The 23154-nt window shown below is 58.0% G+C and carries 24 protein-coding genes; 9 read left to right on the forward strand and 15 right to left on the reverse strand.

The window, feature by feature from the left end; all coding sequences use genetic code 11:
* Positions 1-276: 276 nt before the first annotated feature.
* A complete protein-coding gene (locus tag AN476_RS18410; protein WP_083464394.1) occupies positions 277-1227 on the reverse strand; it encodes a LysR family transcriptional regulator in 951 nt (316 codons plus the stop codon).
* A 97-nt stretch (positions 1228-1324) separates the two neighbouring features.
* Here AN476_RS18410 and AN476_RS18415 point away from each other — a divergent pair, with 97 nt between their 5' ends.
* Genes AN476_RS18415 through AN476_RS18435 form a run of 5 tightly spaced genes read left to right on the forward strand, consistent with a single transcriptional unit; the run spans position 1325 to position 7157 of the window.
* Positions 1325-2266 (forward strand): tripartite tricarboxylate transporter substrate binding protein, encoded by a 942-nt coding sequence (locus AN476_RS18415; protein ID WP_054463247.1) that lies wholly within the window; start codon positions 1325-1327, stop codon positions 2264-2266.
* A 27-nt stretch (positions 2267-2293) separates the two neighbouring features.
* On the forward strand, positions 2294-2854 hold the full coding sequence (locus AN476_RS18420) for a hypothetical protein (RefSeq protein WP_054463248.1): 561 nt from the start codon (positions 2294-2296) through the stop codon (positions 2852-2854).
* Positions 2854-4434, forward strand: a complete 1581-nt coding sequence (locus AN476_RS18425; RefSeq protein ID WP_253279932.1) for a tripartite tricarboxylate transporter permease — start codon at positions 2854-2856, stop codon at positions 4432-4434. The genes AN476_RS18420 and AN476_RS18425 overlap by 1 nt, the downstream gene beginning before the upstream one ends.
* A 37-nt stretch (positions 4435-4471) precedes the next feature.
* Positions 4472-5998: a sulfatase-like hydrolase/transferase gene (locus AN476_RS18430; protein ID WP_054463249.1), complete on the forward strand. Its 1527-nt coding sequence runs from the start codon at positions 4472-4474 to the stop codon at positions 5996-5998.
* A gap of 13 nt (positions 5999-6011) precedes the next feature.
* On the forward strand, positions 6012-7157 hold the full coding sequence (locus tag AN476_RS18435) for an alpha-hydroxy acid oxidase (RefSeq protein ID WP_054463250.1): 1146 nt from the start codon (positions 6012-6014) through the stop codon (positions 7155-7157).
* Between the two features lie 175 nt (positions 7158-7332).
* On the opposite strand, the gene AN476_RS18440 is transcribed toward AN476_RS18435, so the two are convergent.
* Entirely contained in the window at positions 7333-8190 is an 858-nt protein-coding gene (locus AN476_RS18440; RefSeq protein ID WP_253279933.1) for a formylglycine-generating enzyme family protein, read from the reverse strand.
* A gap of 690 nt (positions 8191-8880) precedes the next feature.
* Between AN476_RS18440 and AN476_RS18445 the strand changes: the two genes are divergently transcribed.
* Positions 8881-9279: a rhodanese-like domain-containing protein gene (locus AN476_RS18445; protein ID WP_054463310.1), complete on the forward strand. Its 399-nt coding sequence runs from the start codon at positions 8881-8883 to the stop codon at positions 9277-9279.
* 87 nt (positions 9280-9366) lie between these two features.
* Positions 9367-9558 carry a hypothetical protein gene (locus tag AN476_RS18450; protein WP_054463251.1) on the forward strand — a complete coding sequence of 64 codons (192 nt, stop codon included), beginning with the start codon at positions 9367-9369 and terminating at the stop codon, positions 9556-9558.
* Between the two features lie 91 nt (positions 9559-9649).
* Here the strand turns inward: AN476_RS18450 and AN476_RS18455 are convergent, their stop codons facing one another.
* The gene (locus AN476_RS18455) at positions 9650-10450 is read right to left on the reverse strand and encodes an alpha/beta fold hydrolase (RefSeq protein WP_371257370.1); all 801 of its coding nucleotides are present in this window, start codon (positions 10448-10450) and stop codon (positions 9650-9652) included.
* A 76-nt stretch (positions 10451-10526) separates the two neighbouring features.
* On the opposite strand from AN476_RS18455, the gene AN476_RS18460 reads away from it, so the two are divergent.
* Complete coding sequence (locus AN476_RS18460) at positions 10527-10928, forward strand: hypothetical protein (protein ID WP_371257371.1); 402 nt, start codon at positions 10527-10529, stop codon at positions 10926-10928.
* 55 nt (positions 10929-10983) lie between these two features.
* Here AN476_RS18460 and AN476_RS18465 read toward each other — a convergent pair whose 3' ends face one another.
* Positions 10984-11514, reverse strand: a complete 531-nt coding sequence (locus AN476_RS18465; protein WP_054463252.1) for an RNA 2'-phosphotransferase — start codon at positions 11512-11514, stop codon at positions 10984-10986.
* Between the two features lie 70 nt (positions 11515-11584).
* Positions 11585-12880: a serine hydroxymethyltransferase gene (gene glyA, locus AN476_RS18470; protein WP_054463253.1), complete on the reverse strand. Its 1296-nt coding sequence runs from the start codon at positions 12878-12880 to the stop codon at positions 11585-11587.
* Between the two features lie 187 nt (positions 12881-13067).
* Here glyA and AN476_RS18475 point away from each other — a divergent pair, with 187 nt between their 5' ends.
* Positions 13068-13823 (forward strand): NAD kinase, encoded by a 756-nt coding sequence (locus tag AN476_RS18475; RefSeq protein WP_054463254.1) that lies wholly within the window; start codon positions 13068-13070, stop codon positions 13821-13823.
* Positions 13824-14172: 349 nt separating this feature from the next.
* On the opposite strand, the gene AN476_RS18480 is transcribed toward AN476_RS18475, so the two are convergent.
* From AN476_RS18480 to AN476_RS18520, 10 genes are all read right to left on the reverse strand, one after another.
* Positions 14173-15612, reverse strand: coding sequence for an amidase family protein (locus AN476_RS18480; RefSeq protein WP_054463255.1), 1440 nt, complete (start codon positions 15610-15612; stop codon positions 14173-14175).
* A gap of 162 nt (positions 15613-15774) precedes the next feature.
* Complete coding sequence (gene prpE, locus AN476_RS18485; RefSeq protein WP_054463256.1) at positions 15775-17667, reverse strand: propionate-CoA ligase PrpE; 1893 nt, start codon at positions 17665-17667, stop codon at positions 15775-15777.
* Between the two features lie 437 nt (positions 17668-18104).
* A complete protein-coding gene (locus AN476_RS18490) occupies positions 18105-19013 on the reverse strand; it encodes a DUF2971 domain-containing protein (RefSeq protein ID WP_157063807.1) in 909 nt (302 codons plus the stop codon).
* Between the two features lie 112 nt (positions 19014-19125).
* Positions 19126-19686, reverse strand: a complete 561-nt coding sequence (locus tag AN476_RS18495) for a formyltransferase family protein (RefSeq protein ID WP_054463258.1) — start codon at positions 19684-19686, stop codon at positions 19126-19128.
* A complete protein-coding gene (locus AN476_RS18500) occupies positions 19676-20752 on the reverse strand; it encodes a GNAT family N-acetyltransferase (protein WP_054463259.1) in 1077 nt (358 codons plus the stop codon). Before AN476_RS18500 ends, AN476_RS18495 begins: the two co-directional genes overlap by 11 nt.
* On the reverse strand, positions 20749-20931 hold the full coding sequence (locus AN476_RS18505; RefSeq protein ID WP_054463260.1) for a hypothetical protein: 183 nt from the start codon (positions 20929-20931) through the stop codon (positions 20749-20751). The genes AN476_RS18500 and AN476_RS18505 overlap by 4 nt, the downstream gene beginning before the upstream one ends.
* On the reverse strand, positions 20855-21106 hold the full coding sequence (locus AN476_RS23600) for a Com family DNA-binding transcriptional regulator (RefSeq protein WP_083464397.1): 252 nt from the start codon (positions 21104-21106) through the stop codon (positions 20855-20857). The genes AN476_RS18505 and AN476_RS23600 overlap by 77 nt, the downstream gene beginning before the upstream one ends.
* Positions 21107-21260: 154 nt before the next feature.
* Positions 21261-21686, reverse strand: a complete 426-nt coding sequence (locus AN476_RS18510; RefSeq protein ID WP_054463261.1) for a DUF4376 domain-containing protein — start codon at positions 21684-21686, stop codon at positions 21261-21263.
* A complete protein-coding gene (locus tag AN476_RS18515; protein WP_054463262.1) occupies positions 21683-22009 on the reverse strand; it encodes a hypothetical protein in 327 nt (108 codons plus the stop codon). Before AN476_RS18515 ends, AN476_RS18510 begins: the two co-directional genes overlap by 4 nt.
* Before the next feature lie 12 nt (positions 22010-22021).
* A complete protein-coding gene (locus AN476_RS18520) occupies positions 22022-23146 on the reverse strand; it encodes a hypothetical protein (RefSeq protein WP_054463263.1) in 1125 nt (374 codons plus the stop codon).
* Between the last annotated feature and the right edge of the window lie 8 nt (positions 23147-23154).

A 23154-nucleotide genomic window follows, 5' to 3' on the forward strand; every position in this document is an offset into this window, starting at 1 on the left:
ATTAGGCCCCCGCTGGAAAACACTGCAACGCTGTGTCTATGTCGCGGCTGTTTTGACCCTTGTCCACTGGGCTGCTCTGCACAATTGGGGAGGCATAGCCGCCGCACTTGTACACTTTGGTCCACTTGTCGCTTTGGAGATCTATCGCGTTTTTCAAAATATGCGGCGCAAGAGGTCGCGGTTGGGGCCTCTGCAAAGTTGACTGGGATGCCAACTCTTCGCAAGCCTTTCCAAAGGGATTTCCGCTACAAACCTTATCGTGAAATCAGCAAAGCCTCAGACTTGAATTAGTTTCCCGGAGAGTTTCCCGCCTGAAATCAGCGATTGGATTTCCATGACCAGAGTGTCATGAACAACCTTGGTTGCAGCCGACATTGGCCGACCCGGCATCCAGCACAGGGAATGCACCCGAGTGACGCTGGGGTCAACAACCAGCTGAGCGCCAATGCGGCCGGCGGCAATTCGGTCCAGCCAATAGGTCACAGGCACGATGCTGGCTGCCAGACCCTGTTCAACAATTGCGCCTAGAACATTGATGCTGCTGGTTTCATATTTGACATTCAGGGACACACCGATGCCGCGCGCGGCGTCCTCCAGACGACGGCGCAGATCATGATTGTGAAACGGCAAGACCAAAGGCTGGGCCGCGGCCTCTGCGAGCGGCAGGGGTTTGGTACGACCGTGCGGCGTTGTCCGGCTGACAAAAAAGAAGCTTTCCTCAAACAGAGGATGCGTCTGGGCCTGCGGCAAATCAGTTGCTGCATTGGAGGTGACGGCGAGCTCGGCCTCCTGGTTTAACAGGGCCTGCCCTGCCTGTTCTGAGGAATGGTCGGCAATATGCAGGGTAATTCCAGGGTAGTGCTGCTCCATGCGCGGATAGAGCTCGACAGCCAGAACAGGGGCAAGCGAGGCAATGACTGCAACATTGACGGTGCCTGTTATGTTGTCGTCCTGCCGCAGGATCGACGTTTTTATGGCCTCAATACGGCGGATTAACTCGGTGGCTTCCGACCTTAATCTCTCACCGGGTTTGGTCAGTGTGACCCCGCGAGAATGGCGTTCAAAAAGCTCGACCTGTAACTCATGCTCCAATTGAAGGATCTGTTTGCTGAGTGCAGGCTGTGCGATGCCCAGTTCATGGGCGGCAGCCGACATAGAGCCTTGCCGACAAATAGCCAGGAACTGATACAACTGCCTTGGGCGCATTTCAGGCTCTCCAATAACCATTAGGTTATAGCTAGCATATGCAAGTAATATTTCCGGGTCTATATTTCTTCTCGTAAGCTGAGGTCAGTTCAACCTTGTTGAGCGAAAGGGAGGAAACATGAAAACGCTTTTGAGCGCTGCTGCCGCAGCGATACTATCCGTGTCTGCAGCCTATGCGGACTGGGCCCCATCGGGCCCGATCAAGCTCCAGATTGGTTTTAAAGCTGGCGGTGGGGCTGACACCATGGCGCGGCTGATCGCTGAAGATATCCAGGCCGAATATGGCTGGACCCTGCTGCCCGAGAATGTCACCGGCGCTGGCGGAGGCGTGATGGCACGTTCGGTGAAAGACTCAGCCGCTGATGGGCTGACCATCGGCGTTGGGATCACCGACACTTTTGCCTATGGCGTCTTGGCCGCACGTGATCCTGGCTATGCAACCAGTGATTTTGAATACCTTAGCACCCTGGCTGGCACACAGATGGGCATCGTTGCCAAATCTGATCGTGGTTGGAAAAACATGTCCGACGTGATTGCAGCGGCCAAGGCCGGGGAGGAAATCTCCTTTGGGGCGATGACCCCCAGATTGGCCGATGGGTCCTACTATATCGGCAAGGTGAACGGTGTCGAATTCAACATCGTTTCCAGCTACAAAGGTGGCAAGGCGGTCCTGAATGCCGTCAATGCATCAGATGTGGATATTGGCTGGGTTGCTGGCCCGCAAAAATCAGGCGTTTCTGCCGGTGATCTGCTCAACCTGGCCAACGGTGAAGACAAGCCGCTGCGGGTATCTCCAGATGCGCAGACTCTGGCAGAGATCGGTGTTGACTTCTTCTTTGGTGCAACCTTCGTGGCCATTGCCCCTGCAGGTCTGCCGGATGACGCAAGACTGGCGCTGTCTGATGCCATCTCTACCGTGGTGCAGAAGGATGGCACCAAATCCAACGCCTTCATTTCCAAGGCTTTGACCATCAAGGTCATGACCGGGGATGAGGCACGCAGCTATGTCGAAGGCGAACTGGCGGATGCTGAAGCCTTGCTGAACGCAACTGTCGAATGATCACCTGAAAACACGGGGGGGGGAGCAATGGATCATCCAGGTAAATTACGTGAAACCGTGCTCGGCCTTGTTGCAATTTGCTCTGCTCTCGTGGCCCTTGTTGTTTGGATACCTGCAGACATCGACACAGGAATTGTTGATGTCTGGCGCCGGACCATCCGCATTGGGGATGCCATGTTGCCGAGTTTTGCCGCCGCAGGAATGCTGCTGGCTGGTTTGGTGATGCTGGTGCGGGCCATTGTCCTTGTCCCCAATGGCCTCCACCGCGTGATCTCCCCAGTTTTTTTGGTAACGAGTTGCCTTGTTATGGCACTGGGGCTGACCCTTATGCAGGCGAGCGGACCCTTCATCGTCTGGCTCTGGTTTTCCGGCGAGATCTCATATCGCCAACTGTTAGACACTGCGCCCTGGAAATACATTGGTTTTGTCATCGGAGGCAGCTTTATGATTTTCTGTTTTACTGCCCTGACAAGCCATAGATTCAGCTGGAGGTTTGTCTTTCTGGCTCTGGTCTCAACAGTGCTGATCGCGCTGATCTATGATCTGCCTTTTGACAACCTTCTTCTGCCCCCCAACGGTGACATCTGATGGGGGGGCTAGAATACATCCTGGCCGGCGTCATGGAGGCCCTCTTTGGCAATCCGGCCATCGTTCTAGGCCCGATTGTTCTGTCCTGGCCGATCCTGTTGGTGGCCCTGGGCTTCTTTATCGGGGTCTTGATTGGTGCCACACCGGGTTTGTCCGGCCCCTTTGCCATGGCACTGGCGCTGCCGATCCTGATTTCGATCTTTGGCTTCACACCAGATGCACTGCTGCCGGTGTTTGGTTTTCTGGTCGGGGTGATGAAGGGGGCAACGGTTGGCGGTGCCGTGCCTGCCATCCTGTTCAATACGCCGGGCACCCCGGATGCCTTTATGACCACGCTGGATGGTTATCCGATGGCCAAAAACGGTCAGGGCGGCAAGGCCCTGCGGGTTGCGCATTTTGCCTCCGTCAGTGGCGATACGTTTTCTGACATTGTGCTCTTTGTCTGCGCGCCGTTTCTGGCGATTTCGATCGAGGCCTTTCTGGGCCTGCCCGAGAAATCCGCACTGATGATCCTGTCGCTCTCCTTTGTCGCGGTGGTCGTCGGGAACGATACCTTCAAGGGCATTCTTGCCGCCTGCTTTGGCCTTCTGGTGGCTTCCATCGCCACGGGCACCGACTCCTATCCGCGTCTGTCGATGGGCAGCGATGTGCTTGCTTCCGGCCTGCCAACAATAGCGGTGGTGATCGGCGTTCTGGTGGTTGGCGAGATCTTTGTTAGCTTTGAAGACATGTGGCGCTCTGCCCGCGAAAAGCAGAAAGCCCCGCCCAAGATCGCACCGGGGGATACCTCGCTCAGCATGGGTGAGCGACGCAAACTGCTGCCCTTTATCGGTGTCTCCATGAGCATTGGCACGGTCATTGGCGCGCTGCCGGGGATCGGCACGACACTCGCCGCGGCTCTTGGCTATACGGCTGGGCGCAAGATGCACAAAGGCGAGGTCGATTTTGGAAAAGGTGCACCAGAAGGCATCGCTGCGACCGAAGCCGCGAACTCCGCGGTGTCAGGCGCCAATCTGATCCCAGCGCTGAGCCTCGGCATTCCCGGCAATGTGGCGGCCGTGTTCATCATCCTGGCGGCCGATACCATCGGTGGGTTCAATCCCGGCCCATCGGTGTTCCGCTTTTCCGCGGATGAGGTCAATCCCGAACTGGTGGTGGCCTTTGCGCTGTTCACTCTGATGGTTGCGGCCAATCTGTTGAACTGGACAACGGGGGCCTGGTTCATGCGTCTCTTGGGCGGGCTGATCCATGTGCCCAAACAGATCCTGTTGCCGATTGTTCTGCTGCTGACGCTGACCTCGGTCTATGTGCAGGGCAGCAATATGAGCGACGTCTATGTGCTGCTGTTCTTTGGTGCACTTGGGTACCTCATGCGGTCCACCGATATTCCGATCCTACCCTTTGTCATCGCCTATATCCTGGCAGGCCCGCTGGAAACCACCATCCGTAGCGCATTCGAGGCCACGGGCAGCGATCCCTGGTTCCTGTTCCGCAGCCCGATTTCCGTGATCTTCCTGATCCTGGCCACCGCCATCATCTGCGGCGCGGGCTGGCTGCGCGGCGGCCCCAGACTGAAATAACCGAACGGGGCAATTGCCCCTGTCAACGGAGATAAAAATGACCGATGCAACTTCCAAACCCAATATTCTGTTCATCACCTCGGACCAGCAGCGCGGCGATTGCTATGGGTTTCGTGGGCGCAATGTCTACACGCCGCACCTGGATATGCTGGCCAGCGAGGGCATCAGTCTGGAAACCGTGGTCACGCCCTGCGTGGTCTGCCAGCCCGCACGGGCCTCGATCCTGACAGGGCTGCTGCCGCGCACCCATGGGGTGCATGACAATGGCATCGATCTGGACCCCGAGATTGGCGAAAAGGGCTTTGCCGCATCCCTGTCGGCAGCAGGCTATCACACCGCCAAAATCGGCAAGGCGCATTTCTCTACCTACCATGTGTTTGAGGACCACGACACGGTGGAATCCATTCCCGGTTCAGCCAAGGTGCCCGAAGGTTGGCGCGGCCCCTACATGGGCTTTGACCATGCCGAGCTGGTCCATATCGGCCACAACTGGTGGCTGCCCGAAACGCCCCCGCATGGGCTGGCCTATGAGGAATGGTACTATGGCGATGGACGCGGAGAACAGAAAAACAAACTGCTGTGGGAAAGCCACAAAGACCACAACGGAGCGCCGCAGGTCTGGACTTCAAAGCTGCCGGTGGCCTGGCATAACTCGACCTGGATCGCTGACAGGGCGATTGATTTCCTGAAACAGGATCATGACAAGCCTTTCTGCATGTGGGTTTCCTTTCCTGATCCGCATCATCCTTTTGACTGCCCCGAACCCTGGGCTTCGCTTCACAAACCCGAAGACGTCGATCTGCCGGAGCATCGCACCCGTGACTTTGAGGGCCGCCCCTGGTGGCACCAGGCTGCGGTCGAAACCAAGATTGAGGGCAAGGGAGCGGAGATCCGGACCAGCTACTCGCGCTTCCCTGAGGTCTCGGATGCGCATCTGCGCGAGATCATTGCCAATACCTATGGGCAGCTCTCGCTGATTGACCATTCGGTTGGCCGTATCATCGCGGAGCTCGAAGCCCAGGGCCTCGCGGAGAATACCTATATCGTCTACACGGCCGACCATGGCGATTGGCTGGGGGATCACGGTCTGGTGCTAAAGGGACCGATGCCCTTTGAAGGCCTGCTGAATGTGCGTGCCATTGTCAAAGGTCCGGACGTTCCTGTGGGCAAGGTCAGCCATGAGCCGCTCTCGACGCTGGATCTGGGAGCCACATTTATGGATTGGGCCGATGCCAACAGCCTGATGGAGATCCACGGGCGCTCCATGCGCGACGTTATCAGCGGCGACGGCACCCGCGAGGGCGCGCTCAGCGAATGGGAGCTGCTGCCGGGCCGGGTAGGCGTGGGTCTGTCCCTGCGCACGGTCCGGAGCAAAACCGCCAAACTGACGGTGGACCTGAAATCCGGCGCCGGGGAGATGTATGATCTGGAAAAGGATCCGGATGAGCTGACCAATGTGTTTGATGATCCGGACTATGCCGCATTGAAATCTGATCTAACCCTGATCCTGATGACACGCCCAGATGATATGCGTCCCAACCAGACGCCTGTTGGCATGGCATAGGGAGAGCTCAGCAATGCCAGCCATCACCTGCGTTGAAGATTTCCGCCAGCTGTACAAACGCCGCGTTCCAAAGATGTTTTATGACTATGCGGAAAGCGGCTCTTACACCGAGACCACCTTTCGCCGGAACGAGGCCGATTTTCAGAACCTGAACATCCGCCAAAGGGTTGGCAGGGATATCACGGATATCGACACCTCGGCCCTATTGGCCGGGGAGGCCGCCAACCTGCCCGTGGCCTTTGCACCGGTTGGCATGCTGGGGATTCAGAATGCCGGGGGCGAGATCAAGGTAGCCAAAGCTGCACGTGATTTTGGCGTCCCCTTCATTCTGTCCACCATGTCGATCTGCTCTATTGAACAGGTGGCCGAGGCCACGGGGCAGCCCTTTTGGTTTCAACTCTATGTGGTCAAGGATCGGGATTTTGTCCGGGATCTGATCCATCGCGCCAAGGCTGCAGGGTGTTCCAAGCTGGTGGTCACCATGGATCTTTCCATTTTGGGGCAACGCCACAAGGATGTAAAAAACCAGCTGTCGATCCGGCCCAACCTGAAAAACATGCTCAATATCGCGACCAAACCCCGTTGGGCGATGGAAATGGCCGCTACGCCCTACAAGAGCTTTGGCAATGTCATCGGCCATGCCAAGGGCATTGATGACATCAGCAGCCTGCTGACCTGGGCGGTGGAGATGGTTGACCCCTCGTTGGACTGGGCAGATGTGGAATGGATCCGCAGGGAATGGGATGGCCCGATCATCCTGAAAGGCATCATGGACGCCGAAGACGCCAAGATTGCTGCGGGCATGGGGATTGAAACCATCGTTGTCTCCAATCATGGCGGTCGCCAATTGGACGGGGCGGGAAGCTCTATTTCCTGGCTGCCAAGGATCGCGGAGGCCGTGGGGGATGACATGGAATTGATGCTGGATTCCGGGGTGCGCACGGGAATGGACATTTTCCGGGCGCGCGCGCAGGGGGCCTCTGGCGTTCTGTTGGGCCGTGCAATGGTCTATGCACTGGGCGCTATGGGGCAGCCGGGAATTTCGCATCTGCTTGAAATTCTGCAAAAAGAGCTGCGTACCACCATGGGACTTGCGGGGAAAAACAACCTTGCTTCAATTGGCAGGAGTGATGTCTATTCTTCCAGGTCTGACGCTTGAACAAGAACCCGCCCAACCTGCTAGTCATCCTGTCTGACCAACTTCAGGCGCAGGCAATGCCCTGTGAAAACCATGCTGTTGTGCAGACACCCAATCTTGATGCATTTGCGGCGATTCGATTGGCAAGCAGCGTTATCGCCAGTCTCAGGACAGCAAAGCGATTAGCGCAAGGCAGTCACGTAGGCCAAACTACGCGAAACCCCTGATGTGTTGTCGCGCTATCCGGCGAGGTTCCGGACCGCGCGGCGATCCTGTAGCGGTAGCAATAGGATTTATGGCACAGGAAGGACCCGCCCTTGCTCAGCTTATAGCCCTTCATCCCGGCAAGACGCTGGCGCACATGTTTCTTGAGTGATTTGATCCGATAGGCTTCGGCCGTCCATTCCCAGACATTGCCCACCAGATTGTAAAGCCCATAACCATTGGGGTCATAGAACTGTGCCGGAGCCGTGGCTGCAAAGCCATCTTTGGCGGTGTTCACTTCTGGAAAGCGGCCCTGCCAGATATTGCAGGGCTGAAAATCCGTGTCATTGGGTTCTTGATCGCCCCAGGGAAACCGGACATCGCCCATGCCGCCGCGGGCCGCATGTTCCCATTCTGCTTCGGTGGGAAGGCGCCCGCCCACCCAGTCCGCATAGGCCCGCGCGTCATTCCAGGACACCTGGACCACCGGATGGTCTGGATGCCAGTGTTCAGCCATGGTGCCGGGCCCATTGATGTCGCGCCAGTTGGCCCCATCAACACGGCGCCACCATTCGATGTCAATCACGCCCTGCGTTGCTCCTAAGGACTCGGGCACCTGCGCCCAAAACACAAAGGACCAGCCAAACCTTTCGGCTTCGGTGACATAGCCTGTGGCCTCGACAAAGGCTTTGAACTGGGCATTGGTTACGCTGGTCGCCCCCATCCGAAAGGGTTTGATCCGTGTCTTGCGCATCGGATCTTCGCCATCATCTGGAATCTGGGGGTTCTGCGTTCCTAGCAGCGAAGCCCCCCCAGGAATAAGCACAGCATCGGGTGCCGGGCGCAGCATTGATTTTCCTGACAAAACGGGTGTTGGCAGGTTTATAGAAGTGCCGTCTCTTTGGGGAATGCAGCAGATCTTGGTATGGGGTGTTTTAGTCATGAGGCACCTTATGATCCAGGGGGAGGCTTGCCAATACGTTCATCACGCCCTGAAAAAGCCCGCCATTGCCGCGGTTAAGATAAGGTAGAACAGGTGATGTCTGCTAAGCAGAACCGGCCCCTCCTGTCTGAGCGCAACCAGACACATCTCGGCAATGCTTTCAGGGGCCTAGGTGGTTGATGCCAGGAGGGATTTTACGATGAGATGCACCAAATTCAGCAGGATAGTGGAGCCCTGGATATCAACAATCCTGAACGCCTGAAGGCGCGCTGCCAGCGGCAGAGGTCCGAACAAATTTCGCGCAGGCAGCTTTGGTCCTGACGCCTAAGCAAGCGAACCGAATGTGCAGTCCCCACTCTTCGTTCTGGCGACCTCGGGAGCTAAATCTCTATGGGCGAACAGTTTCCTATCTATCCTGCTGGATTCACGCAGTGAATCTTCCTCCTGATTGATAAAAAGGCAGGCTTGATCAAAACAGCGGCAGGGGGAAATGGTCACATCTCTGGGAACAGGGCTTTCCTCCGCTTTGAAACAGCGCCATTTTGGCGCAAACTGGCAGGCAATTTTGCGGTGCCGGCAGAGTTTCAGGAGAGAGAGATGGCAGTTTCTTTGCAAGAGATGATGGCAGAAGCCAATGCAGCCGTGGCGCGGATTTCGGTTGCCAAGGCACAGGACTTGGTTGCGCAGGGTGCTTTGTTGCTGGATGTCCGTGACGCGCCAGAGTTGGAGGCGCAAGGCCGTGCGACCGGATCACATCACATCTCGCGAGGTATGTTGGAGTTTCGCGCCGACCCCAACAGCCCGTTTCACGATCCTGCCCTGCGCCCGGACCGGACAGTGGTGTTGCATTGCGCCAGCGGTGGCCGTGCGGCTTTGGCGGGCAAGTTGCTCAAGGATATGGGATTTGGTGAAGTCTACAACCTTGGCGGCTTTGCCGAGTGGAAAGAGGCGGGTGCAGCGGTCGAGGAACCGGTCGATCGCGGCATGACACCCTGAGGCGAACTGATCCGGATCAAGGTGCAGCAGGTCGGTTTTCGTTAGCAAGTGATTCACATAGCTAACCAGATACCCGAGGAGGCCCGCATGTTGCGCCTTGCATCCATTCTTTATTCTCTCATTGGCAGCTCTCTGGCTGGGGTCGGCGTGATCGCCGTGCTGGTCGCGGGCTTTGTTTCCGTCAAAGCCATCCTGCTCGCGGCTGTCGCCGGGGCGGTCCTGGGGCTGCCGGTGGCTTGGTTTGTGGCGCGCCAGCTCTATCAGAACTCGGCGCATTAAGTCGGCAATTCCCCCCAAGCCCGGCGGTCCCTGATCTGCCGGGCTTTATCATAGGCCGCAGACTGTCAGGACCATTCCGGGGGCGAAGCCCCTAGGCGTTTAGGAAGGCCCGCGCATTGGCTTCGAATTCGCGCGGTTTTTCCGCATGCAGCCAATGGCCGGCGCCGGGGATCTTGGCAAAGCGGGAATTGGGGAAGCGTGGCAGAATGACCGTGCGGTGTTCGCGCAGCACGTAGTCCGAGTTGGCACCGGATAAAAAAAGCACAGCCCCTGGCCACTGGGCCGTGGTCTGGGGGAAGGACATGATGTCGGGCATATGCCGGGCCAATGTGTCCAGATTGAGCCGCCAGCCCCTATTTGGAATATCAAGCGACTGGGTGAAAAAGCTCTGCAGGGCGGGTTCGACACCCGCCTCGGCCAGCTGAACTTCAACATCCGGGCGGCGCTCCACCCGGTCGAAATCAACCGATTTCATGGCTTCGATGAATTGAATCTGGCTGTGTGTGTAGGTTACAGGGGCGATATCCGCGACGATCAGGCGATGCACCATTTCAGGATGGTTGAGCGCCAGCATCATGGCGGCTTTGCCGCCCATGGAATGGCCGATCACATCCATCTGACCGCCATGTTTTTCAATCACCTCGGCCAGATCCTCGGCCATTTCGGTGTAGCTGTGGCTGTCTGTCCAGGGGCTTTGCCCGTGGTTGCGCAGATCGACAGCCACCACTTGCCGCTCATCCGAGAGTCTTTTGCAGATCACGCCCCAGTTACGGGCCGAGCCATAGAGGCCATGCACAACCAGGAGCGCGGGTTTGTCGGTGGGGGAGCCATGTAGGATGTAGTTCAGCATGGCGCAGTGATAGCGCTCGGGGGCAGACTTTGCCAGAGCCATTGAGCCACCCCTTAGCGGCAGAGCCATTGAGGCGCGCCAAGGCTTGCGGTAATGACATCACAAAGGAAAGCGGGGCGTGGCTGGCACCCCCGATGAGCGCGGAGCAATAGTCATGGCCAGAGATATCTTTGACGAGATCGAAGAGCTGCAGGACTTGCTGAAATCCCGAGCCGAGGTTTCGGGAGATCTGGCAGCCGCTTTGGGCAAGGCGCGGCGCCAGTTGCCACGACGGATCTATAATCAGGGGATGCGCCTGGCGGCTGCTCTTCCGTTGTTGGAACACCCCAAACTGCGTCTGACCCAGGATGAAAAATCCCTGCACAAGGCCGCTTTGGAAGTCAAAAATCACCTGAAAGCCATTGATGTCGCAGATCGGAGAAAGGGCCGCATCCTCGAGATCCTGGGCAGCATTGCCTTTGCAATCTTGGTGGTTTTTGTGTTGCTGGTGACTGTTCTGCGCTGGCGCGGTTTTATCTGATCTGCCCACAGCTTATCCGTTGTGTCTACCGCCCGGCGCGCGCATAGGCGCGGGGTTACTCCAAAAACTCGGGCGCCACGTGATCACATAGCCAAACACCGTTCTTGGACAGGAAAAACAGGTGCCCCGCGGCATGCATTTGACCGCTTTTGACGCGCAGCACCACAGGACGCCCATGGCGTTGTCCCACCTTGTGCGCGGTCTCCGAGTCTGGTGACAGATGCACATGCTGTCTTGTCCCCTTGATCAGGCCAAGCGCCCGGATCTGTTCGACGCTCTCTTCTGCTGTGCCATGAAACAGGGTGGCGGGAGGTGCTTGCGGCTCCAGCTCCAGATCCACCAGGATCGAATGACCCTGGTTGGCGCGGATCTTGCTGCCGTCAGCCGAGAGTTCAAAACGCTGTTTGGCATTTGAACGCACAATCTCGGTGATTTGTGCCTTTGAGATGCGCTGATCCGAATTCTTAATAATCTGAGAGACCGGGACCCAGCCCTGGGCATCCATGGTCAGGTTCAGCGCTCCGGGCCTGTGCCGCAGCAAATAGCTGAGAAATTTGCTGCGTGCCTTTAGTTCGTGTTTGTCCATTCCCAAAGTAAAACACCCTGCCGCGGGTAAATCCAGCGGCAGGGTGCAATTTTGTCATTCCATCAGAACCTTAGAGGTTTGGATAGAGCGGGAATTGGGCGCACAGGGCCGAGACCTTGGCGCGGACAGCAGCTTCGACGTCACCGTTGCCATCTTCGCCATTGGCAGCCAGGCCATCGACAACTTCGACGATGAGGTCTGCGATCTGACGGAATTCTGCTTCCCCAAAGCCACGGGTGGTGCCCGCTGGGGTGCCCAGGCGGATGCCCGAGGTCACGGTGGGCTTTTCTGGGTCAAACGGAATGCCGTTTTTATTGGTGGTGATATGGGCACGGCCCAGAGCCTTGTCGACGATGTTGCCGGTCACGCCTTTGGGACGCAGGTCAACCAGCATCACGTGGGTGTCGGTGCCACCGGTGACAATGTCCAACCCGCCTTTGATCAGCTGATCTGCCAGTGCAACGGCATTTGCGCGGACCTGTTTTTGGTACTCTTTGAACTCGGGACGCAGGGCTTCACCAAAGGCGACAGCCTTGCCTGCGATCACATGCATCAGGGGACCACCTTGAATGCCTGGGAAGATGGCCGAGTTGACCTTCTTGGCGATGGCCTCGTCATTGGTGACGATCATGCCGCCACGCGGACCGCGCAGGGTTTTGTGGGTGGTGGTGGTGGCCACATGGGCATGCGGGAAGGGCGAGGGGTGCTCACCCGCGGCGATCAGACCAGCGATATGGGCCATGTCGACCATGAAATAGGCGCCAACGGAATCGGCGATTTCACGGAACTTGGCGAAATCGATCTGGCGCGGGATGGCGGACCCACCGGCGATGATCAGCTGTGGTTTGTGCTCATTGGCCAGGGCCTGGATCTGGTCATAGTCGATCAGGTTGTCGTCTTCACGCACACCGTAGTGCACGGCGTTGAACCATTTGCCCGACTGGTTGGGGCGGGCGCCATGGGTCAGGTGGCCACCGGCAGAGAGATCCATGCCCAGGATGGTATCACCGGGTTTGATCAGCGCCTGAAACACGCCCTGGTTGGCCTGGGAGCCGGAGTTTGGCTGCACATTGGCGAAGTCACAGCCAAACAGCTGTTTGGCGCGATCAATGGCGAGGTTTTCGGCAACATCGACATGCTGGCAACCGCCATAGTAACGGCGGCCTGGGTAGCCTTCTGCATATTTGTTTGTCAGAACCGAACCCTGCGCTTCCATCACGGCGGCAGAGACGATATTCTCAGAGGCAATCAGCTCGATCTCGTCGCGCTGGCGCTGCAGCTCGTCGGTCATTGCGCCAAAAAGTTCGGGGTCACGTTCGGCCAGGGCTTCAGTGAAAAATCCGGGGTCACGGGTGGTCGCGGTCATGGTGGCTCCGTTTGATAGGAAGTGGCAGGATTGGGTCATCTGGGGAATTTCCTATCGGAAACTTCATGGTTCTTAAAGGCTGTAAAGCGGCAATCACTCGCGATAGAGCGGCAACTCTGGTCTTTGTGGTTCAGCTGTGCTTGTTTCGGAACAAAATGGCTCAGACCGGAAACAGAGTTTAGTGACTATGAGAATCGCCTTTTTGGCCAGCGAGGCCCCCGTGGCCCAAACAGCCCGTGCCGCCCTGGTGACACTGCATGGCAATACAGAGCCGGAAGAGGCCGAGGTGATTGTGGCCTTGGGCGGCGATGGGTTCATGCTGAAAACCCTGCATGAGGCGGTGGATCTGGGATTGCCTGTCTATGGCATGAACCGGGGCACGGTTGGCTTCTTGATGAATGAATATCATGAGACGGGCCTGCTGGACCGGCTGCGGGCCGCCGAGGAGGAGATCATCTATCCACTGTCGATGACGGCGATGGACCGGCAGGGCATCTGTCATAAGGCTCTGGCGATCAACGAGGTGTCGCTGTTGCGGGCTGGCCCGCAGGCCGCGCGATTGAAGATCTCGGTGGATGGGCGGCAGCGATTGGCGGAGCTGGTCTGCGATGGGGCGCTGGTCTCTACCCCAGCGGGATCTACCGCCTACAACTATTCGGCCCATGGGCCGATCCTGCCCATTGGGTCGGATGTGCTGGCGCTCACGGCCATCGCCGCTTTTCGACCGCGCCGCTGGCAGGGCGCCCTGTTGCCGAGCAATGCCAAGGTGCGTTTTGATGTGCTGGAGGCAGACAAACGCCCGGTGATGGCGGATGCGGATTCTATCTCCTGTCCGGACATCCAATGGGTGGAGATTCAGACAGAGCCCAGCATTCGCCACAGGATCCTGTTTGACCCCGGCCATGGGCTGGAAGAGCGTCTGATCTCCGAACAATTCACCTGAAGGCTCTTATTGAGACTCTCAAAATATTAAAAAAATCAGCTATGTAAGCTGATTTTTTTACGTTTTTGTCAAAAATATTTCGTGCGAAATGCGATCACATTCCCGTGAGGAGGGCTGGTCTAACCCTCTTGGGTTGAGGCAGTCTGTGAGTATGGTTGCTCAAGTTCGGTGCATGTGTCTGCCGGAGCTGCCATTGTTTTGGACGATGACTTTGGCTCGTTGGCGGAAGGCAGTCGTGCGTGAAAGAGTTTTCATGGTATGAAAGGTACCGGGAGTGGGTTTCCCACCTCCCGGTGTCCTTTCTGCCAGCTCTTTGCGAAGTCAGGCCTGCCCTCAAAGCGGATGCTTGCTATCCCACCTGATCCATCAGATCCCAAAGATGCGGGCTAAACCGACCCACCCTCTGCTCAATCGCGATACAGGCATCCACTGCCATGTCTTCGCGCCAACGCCGAGAGACGATCTGCACGTTGATCGGCTGTGGGCCACTGGGAAGCGGGGCCAAGCGGGCAGGGACGCAGCCCGCAGGCAGCCCCAGGTAGTTCATTGCATAGGAATAGACCGCGCAGCCCAGCACCTCGTGAACGCCCTCGGCGCCTTCGGTGTCGCGGTCGGGTTTGAAAAAGGGTTGCGGCAGGAACGGGGTCAGCACCAGCGGGTAGTCCTGCAGGAACAGGGACCATTGCCGCGCATAGTGGCTGCGCTTCGCCATCATCTCCAACAGCTCAACCCCGGCAAAGGGCGGAAATTCCTGAAAATAGACCTCAAAGATCTGACGCACGGTCTCCGAGCCGGCGGCGTCCACATCCTGTTTCATCATCGCGTAGACTTCACCCATTAGCGCCCGGTAACCGGTGCGCCCGGCCTCAAAGACATTGGGGGGCTCGACCTCTTCGACGACATATCCGGCCTCGACCAGCGCATCGCGGGCGGTCTCCAGCGCCAGATTGACTTCGGGGTGCAGATCATAGCCAAAGGTGTTGCGGGTAAAGGCAACCTTGATCGGCCCGTCCATGGACTCGCCACGCCAGGGCAGGGGGACGTGAAAGGGGTCGCGGGCATCTGGTGCAATCAGCGACGGCATCGCCAGATGTAGATCCGCTGCCGAGCGAGTGATCAGCCCCTGTACTGACATGGACTGCGCCAACAGCCCGCGTTCCGCCTTTTGGCTTGGGTTCCAGGCAGCGACCCGTCCCAGTCCCGGCTTAACCGTCACCGCCCCATTGGCGGCTGCCGGAAACCGCAGGGAGCCGCCAATATCATTGCCATGCGCCAATGCGCCAATCCCGGCCATCACCGCAGCGCCGGCGCCGCCAGAGGAACCTCCGGGAGAAATATGGCGGCCCCAGGGGTTATGGGTGCGGCCATGCAGGGGGTTGTCGGTGTCGGCGCGAAAGGAGAATTCCGGCGTATTGGTCCGGCCAATCACCACCGCGCCAGCGCGTTCCAGATTGGCCACCACCGGAGCATCCTCTGGGGCGATCAGGTCTTTCAGCGCTGTCACCCCGTTGGAGGTGGCATGGCCTTTTTGATCAACATTGATCTTGATGGTCACCGGCAGCCCTTGAAGCGGTCCCGGCGCCGCCCCGGCGCTGCGTGCCCTGTCGAGATCCTGCGCCCGGCTCAGGGCCTGGGCGCTTAGGTCTTCGACCACCGCGTTGAGACCTGGATTCACCGCAGTCATTCGGTCAATCGAGGCCTGCACGGCCGCCTCGGCGGAAAGATCTCCGGCGCGGGTCAAGGTGGATAGTTCAGTGGCGCTCAAGCGCCAGATGTCGTCTGTGGTCATGATGTTCATCTCCTGCCCGGCAGGGTAGAGCGACAATCCAATGGTGCAAGGAAAACCGGACGTGACATCGGGTCTGCCCTCGAGATTTATCCCGTGCGGCAGGCTTTTGTGCGCAATGGGGCCAAAAGGCAGATTCTGCCCTCCCGCCCCATTGCTGGGATCTTAGCCCTTGGCGTAGCCGAGGCTTTGCAGGGCGGTGGTGATTTCATCCAGGATCGTGGGATCATCAATGGTCGCAGGCATTTTCCACGGCGTGCCATCGGCAATATTGACCATGGTACCGCGCAGGATCTTGCCTGAGCGCGTCTTGGGCAGGCGATCGACAACCACGGCCAGCTTAAAGGCGGCCACCGGGCCGATCTTTTCGCGCACCAGCTTGACCACTTCCTTGACGATCGCATCGGGATCGCGATCAACACCAGCATTGAGGCAGAGGAAGCCCAGGGGCATCTGGCCCTTCAGCTGATCCGCCACGCCGATTACAGCGCATTCCGCCACATCCGGATGGCCCGCCAGCACCTCTTCCATGCCGCCGGTGGACAGGCGGTGGCCGGCCACGTTGATCACGTCATCGGTGCGCGCCATGATATAGAGGTAGCCGTCTTCGTCCTTCATGCCTGCATCACCGGTTTCATAGTAGCCTGGGAAGGTGGTAAGATAGCTCTTCTTGAACCGATCTTCGGCATTCCACAGAGTTGGCAGCGTGCCAGGGGGCAGCGGCAGCTTCACGGCAATGGCGCCCAACTCGCCCGCAGCAACGGGATGGCCGCCCTCGTCCAGGATGTCGACCTCATAGCCCGGCATTGGCACAGCAGGCGAGCCCAGCTTGGTTGGCAGCTCTTCGATGCCCAGAGGGTTGGCGGCAATCGACCAGCCGGTTTCTGTCTGCCACCAGTGGTCCACAACCGGAACTTTTAGCTGTTCCTGTGCCCAGGTAATTGTGTCTGGATCGGCGCGCTCGCCAGCCAGATAGACCTGGCCCAGGCAGCTGAGGTCATATTTGCCTACAAACGCCCCCTTAGGGTCTTCGCGTTTGACCGCCCGAAAGGCAGTAGGCGCGGTAAAGAAGCTTTTGACCTTATGCTCCGAGATTACCCGCCAGAAGGTGCCCGCATCCGGGGTGCCGATGGGTTTGCCTTCGAACACAATGGTGGTGTTGCCGTGGATCAGCGGCGCATAGCAGATATAGCTATGGCCCACGACCCAGCCCACATCGGATGCGGCCCAGAACACATCGCCGGGATCGACGTTATAGATGTTCTTCATCGACCAGTTCAGCGCCACCAGTTGACCGGCGGTGTGACGGATCACACCTTTGGGCTGGCCAGTGGTGCCCGAGGTATAGAGAATATAGGAGGGGTGGTTGCCTTCGACCGGCACACATTCGGCGGGTTCCACACCATATTGAAAGCCGTGCCAATTGACGTCGCGGCCCTCTATCAGCTGGGCCACTTCCTGTTCGCGCTGTAGGATGACGCAGAACTCGGGCTTGTGCTCGGCCAGATCAATGGCGCCATCCAGCAGAGGTTTGTAATGCACCACCCGGCCGGGTTCGAGGCCGCAGGAGGCGGCAATGATGGCCTTGGGGGTGGCGTCATCAATCCGCACAGCCAGCTCGTTGGCGGCAAAGCCGCCAAAGACCACAGAATGCACCGCGCCAATGCGGGCACAGGCCAGCATAGCTTCCAGCGCTTCTGGGATCATCGGCATATAGATAATGACGCGATCGCCCTTCTCGATGCCCTTGGCCCGCAGCGCCCCGGCCAGATTGGCCACCCGGTTGCGCAGCTCCACATAAGAAATCTCGCGTTTTGTATGGGTAATCGGGCTGTCATAGATGATCGCGGTCTGCTCGCCCCGACCGGCTTCGACATGACGGTCCACAGCGTTGTAGCAGGTATTCACCTTGGCATCGGCAAACCATTCATACAGGCCTTCGCCTTTGTCAGTCAGCGCTTTGGTCGGAGCTTCCACCCAATCGATCGCTTCGGCGGCCTGCATCCAAAAGGCCTCAGGATCGGCTTTCCAGCTGGCATATATCTCTTTGTAAGACATTGGCGTCCTCCCACGCGTTAGATCTGTGACGAGTTATGCGCAAGCCTGTGCTTGGAGCAAGCAATCTTGGTAACCCCGCGTCACAGGGACGCAAGAAATTTGCACTTTGTATGATCGGAAGTCTGCAAATTTTTGCAAAGCTTCACGAATTATAAGGATTGGGGTTGGGTTAAAATCTTTTTGCAAAGTTGCAAATATTGAGGCTGTAATGGAGTAGCCCGCTATTGCGGGACGATCAGGTTCGGCCGCCACTGTAGCTGTAGCGGGACACTTCGCGTTGCAGTAAGGGACACTTCCCGTTGCAGCAAATTGTTTTGCCCATTGGACGCGACCATTGGGCGCTCGGACGCCTTTTGGAATTTGGCCGCAGGAAGAAGCCAACATCAACGGTCAGCAAAAATTCCGAACGATACCCCGCTTTCGAACTACACGAACCACTAAAAGTGGCCGTGTTCTATAATTGCCCCTGCTATTCTAGGATCTTGAATCAGTAAGTGTTTGATATTTTCTGCCAGTTGGCCAGCTTTACCAGGATCAATGACGAGCATACGGAATTCTTCTTCGTGTTCGTATGCTGTCGACTTAACAAAAGAAGTGCCGAGCCAGATTTCTAAGTGATCACGGTCCTCGGTTATTGCAATTTCACCTTCGACTGACCAGTGACGATCTTTTTCTCCGTATATCACTTCGCGAGACAAGATTTCGAAGTGTTGCCACATCGAATTTTCCGCAAAAATCTCTCTTAAGGCTTTCGTCAGCTTCTCAAGATCGTAAACGACAAAGGTGTCTATGTCTGGATTCCCTCTTGCACGAAGAGTGTTTGCGCGGTCCTGTCTGAAACCGTTGATTGATGAGCAGGAGCAGTAGTCGTTCACCGAATATTCGATGACTATAGGGTTTTCAAAACCGTCGATGCTGACGTCCCGAATATTTGTCCCGATAAAGTTCCCATTGTACACCCCTGTTCGACTAGAAAATACTTGCCTCTGTGACCCTTCTTGCAAATCGCCCAAGCGCCCACCTTGTGCGGTATCTGCAGGCTTGTAGCCAGCAATCGTACCAAATCGAAAGCCCCCTTTGATAGTATCTTGTAGATATTTGCGATTGATATGCCGTGTAATTGTTTGAGGGCTTTGGCCTGCGATAGACGTGAGCGACGCGGTCGTTAGGGAAGGGACCGCGATCGTTCTCGTCATCATTATCGCAACTGAACCGGACCGGTTGGAGCTCTTCTTTGTTTCCGAAACCCGGCCCCGGCCGTTTCTTGGGCCGGAGATATGGTTTCGTGATATGGGGGTGGGGCAAAGGGCCGTTGTGGAATAAAGCCCTGCTAATAGCTTACTCATAGCTCTCTCCGAAATGGCGGCGGTCGAAAACAAGTTTCATGCGAATCTCCGGGAAATAAAAAAAGGCCAATGCCTGCCAGCATCGGCCTTTTGAAGGAGATTTAAAGGGGGTTTAACGGCGGTTTATGTAGGCCGTGGCGTCGGTCAGCAAATTTGCCCCCAGTGGGGCAAGCACCCGCTTCCAAAGCTGCAAGGCTGTCTCTCCAGGTAAGATTTGGACACGCTCCTGGAGCCGTTGCCCGTTGGCCACGACAACCGGCCCGCCATCGATCTGCGGTGTGAGCCAATAGACGCTGCCCCCGGTGAAGCGCTGCTCGTCCTCCAGACAGTCCCGGATCGCATGACGGCCCTTGTAGGCGGGCAGGAGGGAGGGGTGGTAGCCAATGGCCCCCAAGCGGGACCATTCAATGAACCAATCCGGGACAATGCGGAACGAGTGCGCAGAGACGACCAGGTCTGGCCGCCAGGGCAGATCTGCGGAGCGCAGAGGCAACCAGTGCGGCTTGATCTCATAGGGCAGGCCCAGTGCCTGTGCGGCTTCCAGAGGTTGGCTGTCATCGGGTTCTCCGATCAATGCGGTGTCAAAGCCTTCGGCGGTCAGGCGGCGCAGCACCTCTGCGGCAAGCCAAGAACGGCCAATAACGGCGATGCGGGGGGCGGGTTTACTCGACATAGCGAAATCCTTGAACAGCTCTGAAATGGCCCCCTAAGCGGCCCTTGATAGATTTTCTTTTTACGGACGAGGATTGCCCGAGGTTCGCAGAGACCTGCGCCCAAAGAGGCTGGCCACGCAGTGCTGTGGCCAGGCCGGGGTGGGAGGTGTGAAACAACGTGGGCATGGGGCGCTCGTAGCGGTTCACACCGCGCCGCCAGAGGGCACAGACCTCATTAAGGAAGCGCAGGCCCAGCCCTGCACCTTGCCATTCAGGCATAATCACCAGGCGGCAAGCACGGGCCTCGACCAATCCCGGCCGAGGCGAAAAGCAAACATGCGCCACGGGTTCGCCGTCCACAAAGCCGACGTAGTAGTCAGCCGCCACCATCCGGGGCAGCTTCAGGTAGTGATGCGGCTCAAACAGGGGCCAGTAGGAACCGTCGGTCTTGTGAATTTCCATGCTGATCCGGGGCGCGCGTCGAAGACGCCTCCATTTGAACTCGGCCGAGCGGGTGTCGATTACCCAGTCGGGATTGAGCCATTGCACCACGTCGTCGTGGCATGTGACGCCGACGAACTGGCCGGGACCACGCCGCCAGGCTTTGGCGAAGGCGGCCGCGCCGATCCGGGCAACGTGGCGGTCGATGGTAGAGGTGAACTCATCCACCACGGCCAGCGCTGGGCGCTCACAAAGGAGGCGGGCCAGATTGGCGCGGAACTGTTCGCCGTTTGACAGGTGCCCCCAGGGGCGCAGCCAGCTCGGCACTGAACCTAATCCAACAGCGGCAAGAGCGGCGGTGACCTGGTCCATTTCAGAGTCGGGGGAAATGGCATCAATAATGACATCCTGGCGGGGCCATTGCGGCTCGGCGTCCAGCTCCCGGCCAAACAAGGCCCGGCCGAGAGAGGTCTTGCCGGAACCTGAAGGCCCGACGATCAAGCCAACCTGCCAGGGGCGGGCGCTTAGGTCTGCCTCGACGGTCAGGCGAAAATCGGCGTCGCCCTCAACATTGAACATGCTGGAGACGCGCGCTGCGCGGTAGGTTTCGGGGATGGGCGAGGCGTGATGAATATCAATTTTCATGTATTCACCACCCGGCATTTGCGACCCTGCGCTTTCAGCTCTTCAAAGAGGGCCTTCTGCGCGGGTTCGTCCTGGACCAGGACAATGACGCCAAACTGCTGCTTATAGCGTGTCCCTTTGGGAATACCGTGGCAGCCTGGGGGTAGCGGCGGGAGATTGATCTCGGATGACTTGGGCATTTTGGCCCTCCGTTCCATCGCGCTCTTGGCGCTCAGGTGAAGGGCTCGGTGGCCTCAAGGTGGTGTGTGCCTTGCATCTAGGGCACTTGATAGAGAGCGTGCCGCTCAATGCGCCAGGCTCGATCTTAAATAGCAATCTACGACATTCGCCGCAACGCTGGTCTTGCAACGTCAAGTGGAATCACCTCATGAAGGCCGGGTCCTCGAGGACAGGGAGCGGCCATGAAGTAGTCGTTGGTCGATGGGGTTTGATGTGAGAATTTGGCCCCATGTTGAAGGGTGTTTTAAGCGCCCTTTAACCTCCCGTTACCGTGAGGCGTCTTCTGATTTCAAGCTGCGGTTTGAAGGGCGTTTAAGGCCACTTTAAAGGCCGACTCCGTGTTGAAACTTGCCGGGTCTTCAGAGGCTTCAATTTGGGCCTGGACGGTGCGTTCTGCGGCAAAGCAGACTTGGACGTGACCGGCGACCGCACTGGTTATGGCCTCCAGTTCTGTTTGAGACAGGTCCGCCCAGCCGTCTGCCATTTTCCAGGGCACAGGCCCCTGCATAAGACCAGCCTGCAGAGCGTTTACGGCTTCTGTGAGGGAGGCGCGGGTTTCGCGGTCGGTGCGAACAAGAGTACCGTCTGGCGTCAACAGCCCCCCGGTTTCGGCCTGCCAGCGCAAATGGGCCAACTCGTCATTGAGGCGGGCTTTCTGCGTTTCATGAATATCATTGGCGGTGATCGTCTGCGTGAAGTCGATGTTGCTGCTCATGGCTGATCTTCCGTCTGCTGAACTGTGGGGCTGTGAGCGGGCAATTTGACCGGCCCGTCCCCGGTGACGAGCAACGGAACCGGGAAAAGGGTTTCGCGTGGGGCTTGGGCACCGTGGGGGAGGATCAAGGTCATTTGAACCACGCCGCTGACGCGGGTCACATCGGAAACCAGCCAGTCGCTGACAACGGCCGCGCGGGGCAGGATGTGCCCCTCGGGCAGGGGGGTGAAATCAAAGGCCTCGCCGTTGATTATCAGGACGTCGCCTTGCTTTTCCAGAGTCAGCTCCTCATCGAGGCGCATTGGCGTGAAAGTAATATGCATTGCTGTGTCTCCTTAGAACCAGCGGCCAACAGCCAAGAGGTTGCAGGTCACTGCGACCTTTGAACCGGCTGTATTCCAGGCATTGAAGCCGATGATTGAACTGCTCACCCCGTGCACGGTTCCCATGCGCGCCCCGTTATACTCGGGCGCTGCCGTTACTGCTGGTGGGGCAGAAAACTGGCTCGGGAACACCCAAGGCGCAGAGGTTCCGGCGCTGGAAAGCGTTTTGTGGGTGCAGATCTGAGTACCGTCGGCCAATCGCACATAGTGACCATTGGCGTTGTTCCCTTGCTCGATCAGCGCACCAGTAGGCTGGCCGCCACTTTGTGAAACGCTGCCGAGAATACTGGCTTGAGTGAAAATCTCGACCCAATCCGCCCAGGTCGTTTCGCTGAGTTTTGATCTGACAGCTGCCCGAGACCGTTGGCCGACGCTGGTGTTCAAAGAGAAGGCGAGCTGCGCGGCCAGGCTCTCATGGCGCGGAAGGGACAGGATCGAGAAATTGGCTGCGAAATCGGGTTTGTTCGCGCCGACGGAATCAACGTGAAAGATCCCGCCAAAAGCCCCTAGATTGTCTAGATCAGCTTTCGGGGCCGGGGCGGTGTAGCCGCCCAGGCCAAAGCCGCCTACTTTCATTAGCTTGTCCGGGGAGGCGTCGACCACCGAGCTTTGAACGGCGGCTCCGCTAGCCCGGCCCCCGGTTAAGCGGAGCTGTTCGACCGCACCAGCGATCAGGGATAGGGTGTTTGAGCTTAGGCGAGACAGGCCCGTGTCACGGTCTGCGTCAAACCCAATACCAGCAGCGGCCACGGTTCCGTTGTTAAACCGCCCTTGGCCTGCCTTGTCATAGATGGACTGGTAGTTGCCAATGAGAGTTTGCAGGGCGGTGGTCAACTCATGGGCCAAAGATTGGGTCGGAAAGGCAGAGTAGCTCTGCCCCGCTGCCGTTGGGCCGCCATAGTCCGTCGCCAAAGTGAGTGCGGTGTTGCTGCTCACGGCCGAGATTTCATAGGTCTTGCCGTCGGGGCCGACAAAGCCCCATCCGGCCTGTAGGGAGGCCACCCAATTGGTGCCTGATCCGGTGACGACTGGGGAACCGCTTGTGACTGAAACTGTGCCTGTCTTTTGCCAAGCCATTGGAGGCC

Origin of the sequence: Phaeobacter sp. 11ANDIMAR09 (assembly GCF_001294455.1) — a bacterium.
In the GTDB taxonomy this organism is placed as follows: domain Bacteria; phylum Pseudomonadota; class Alphaproteobacteria; order Rhodobacterales; family Rhodobacteraceae; genus Pseudophaeobacter.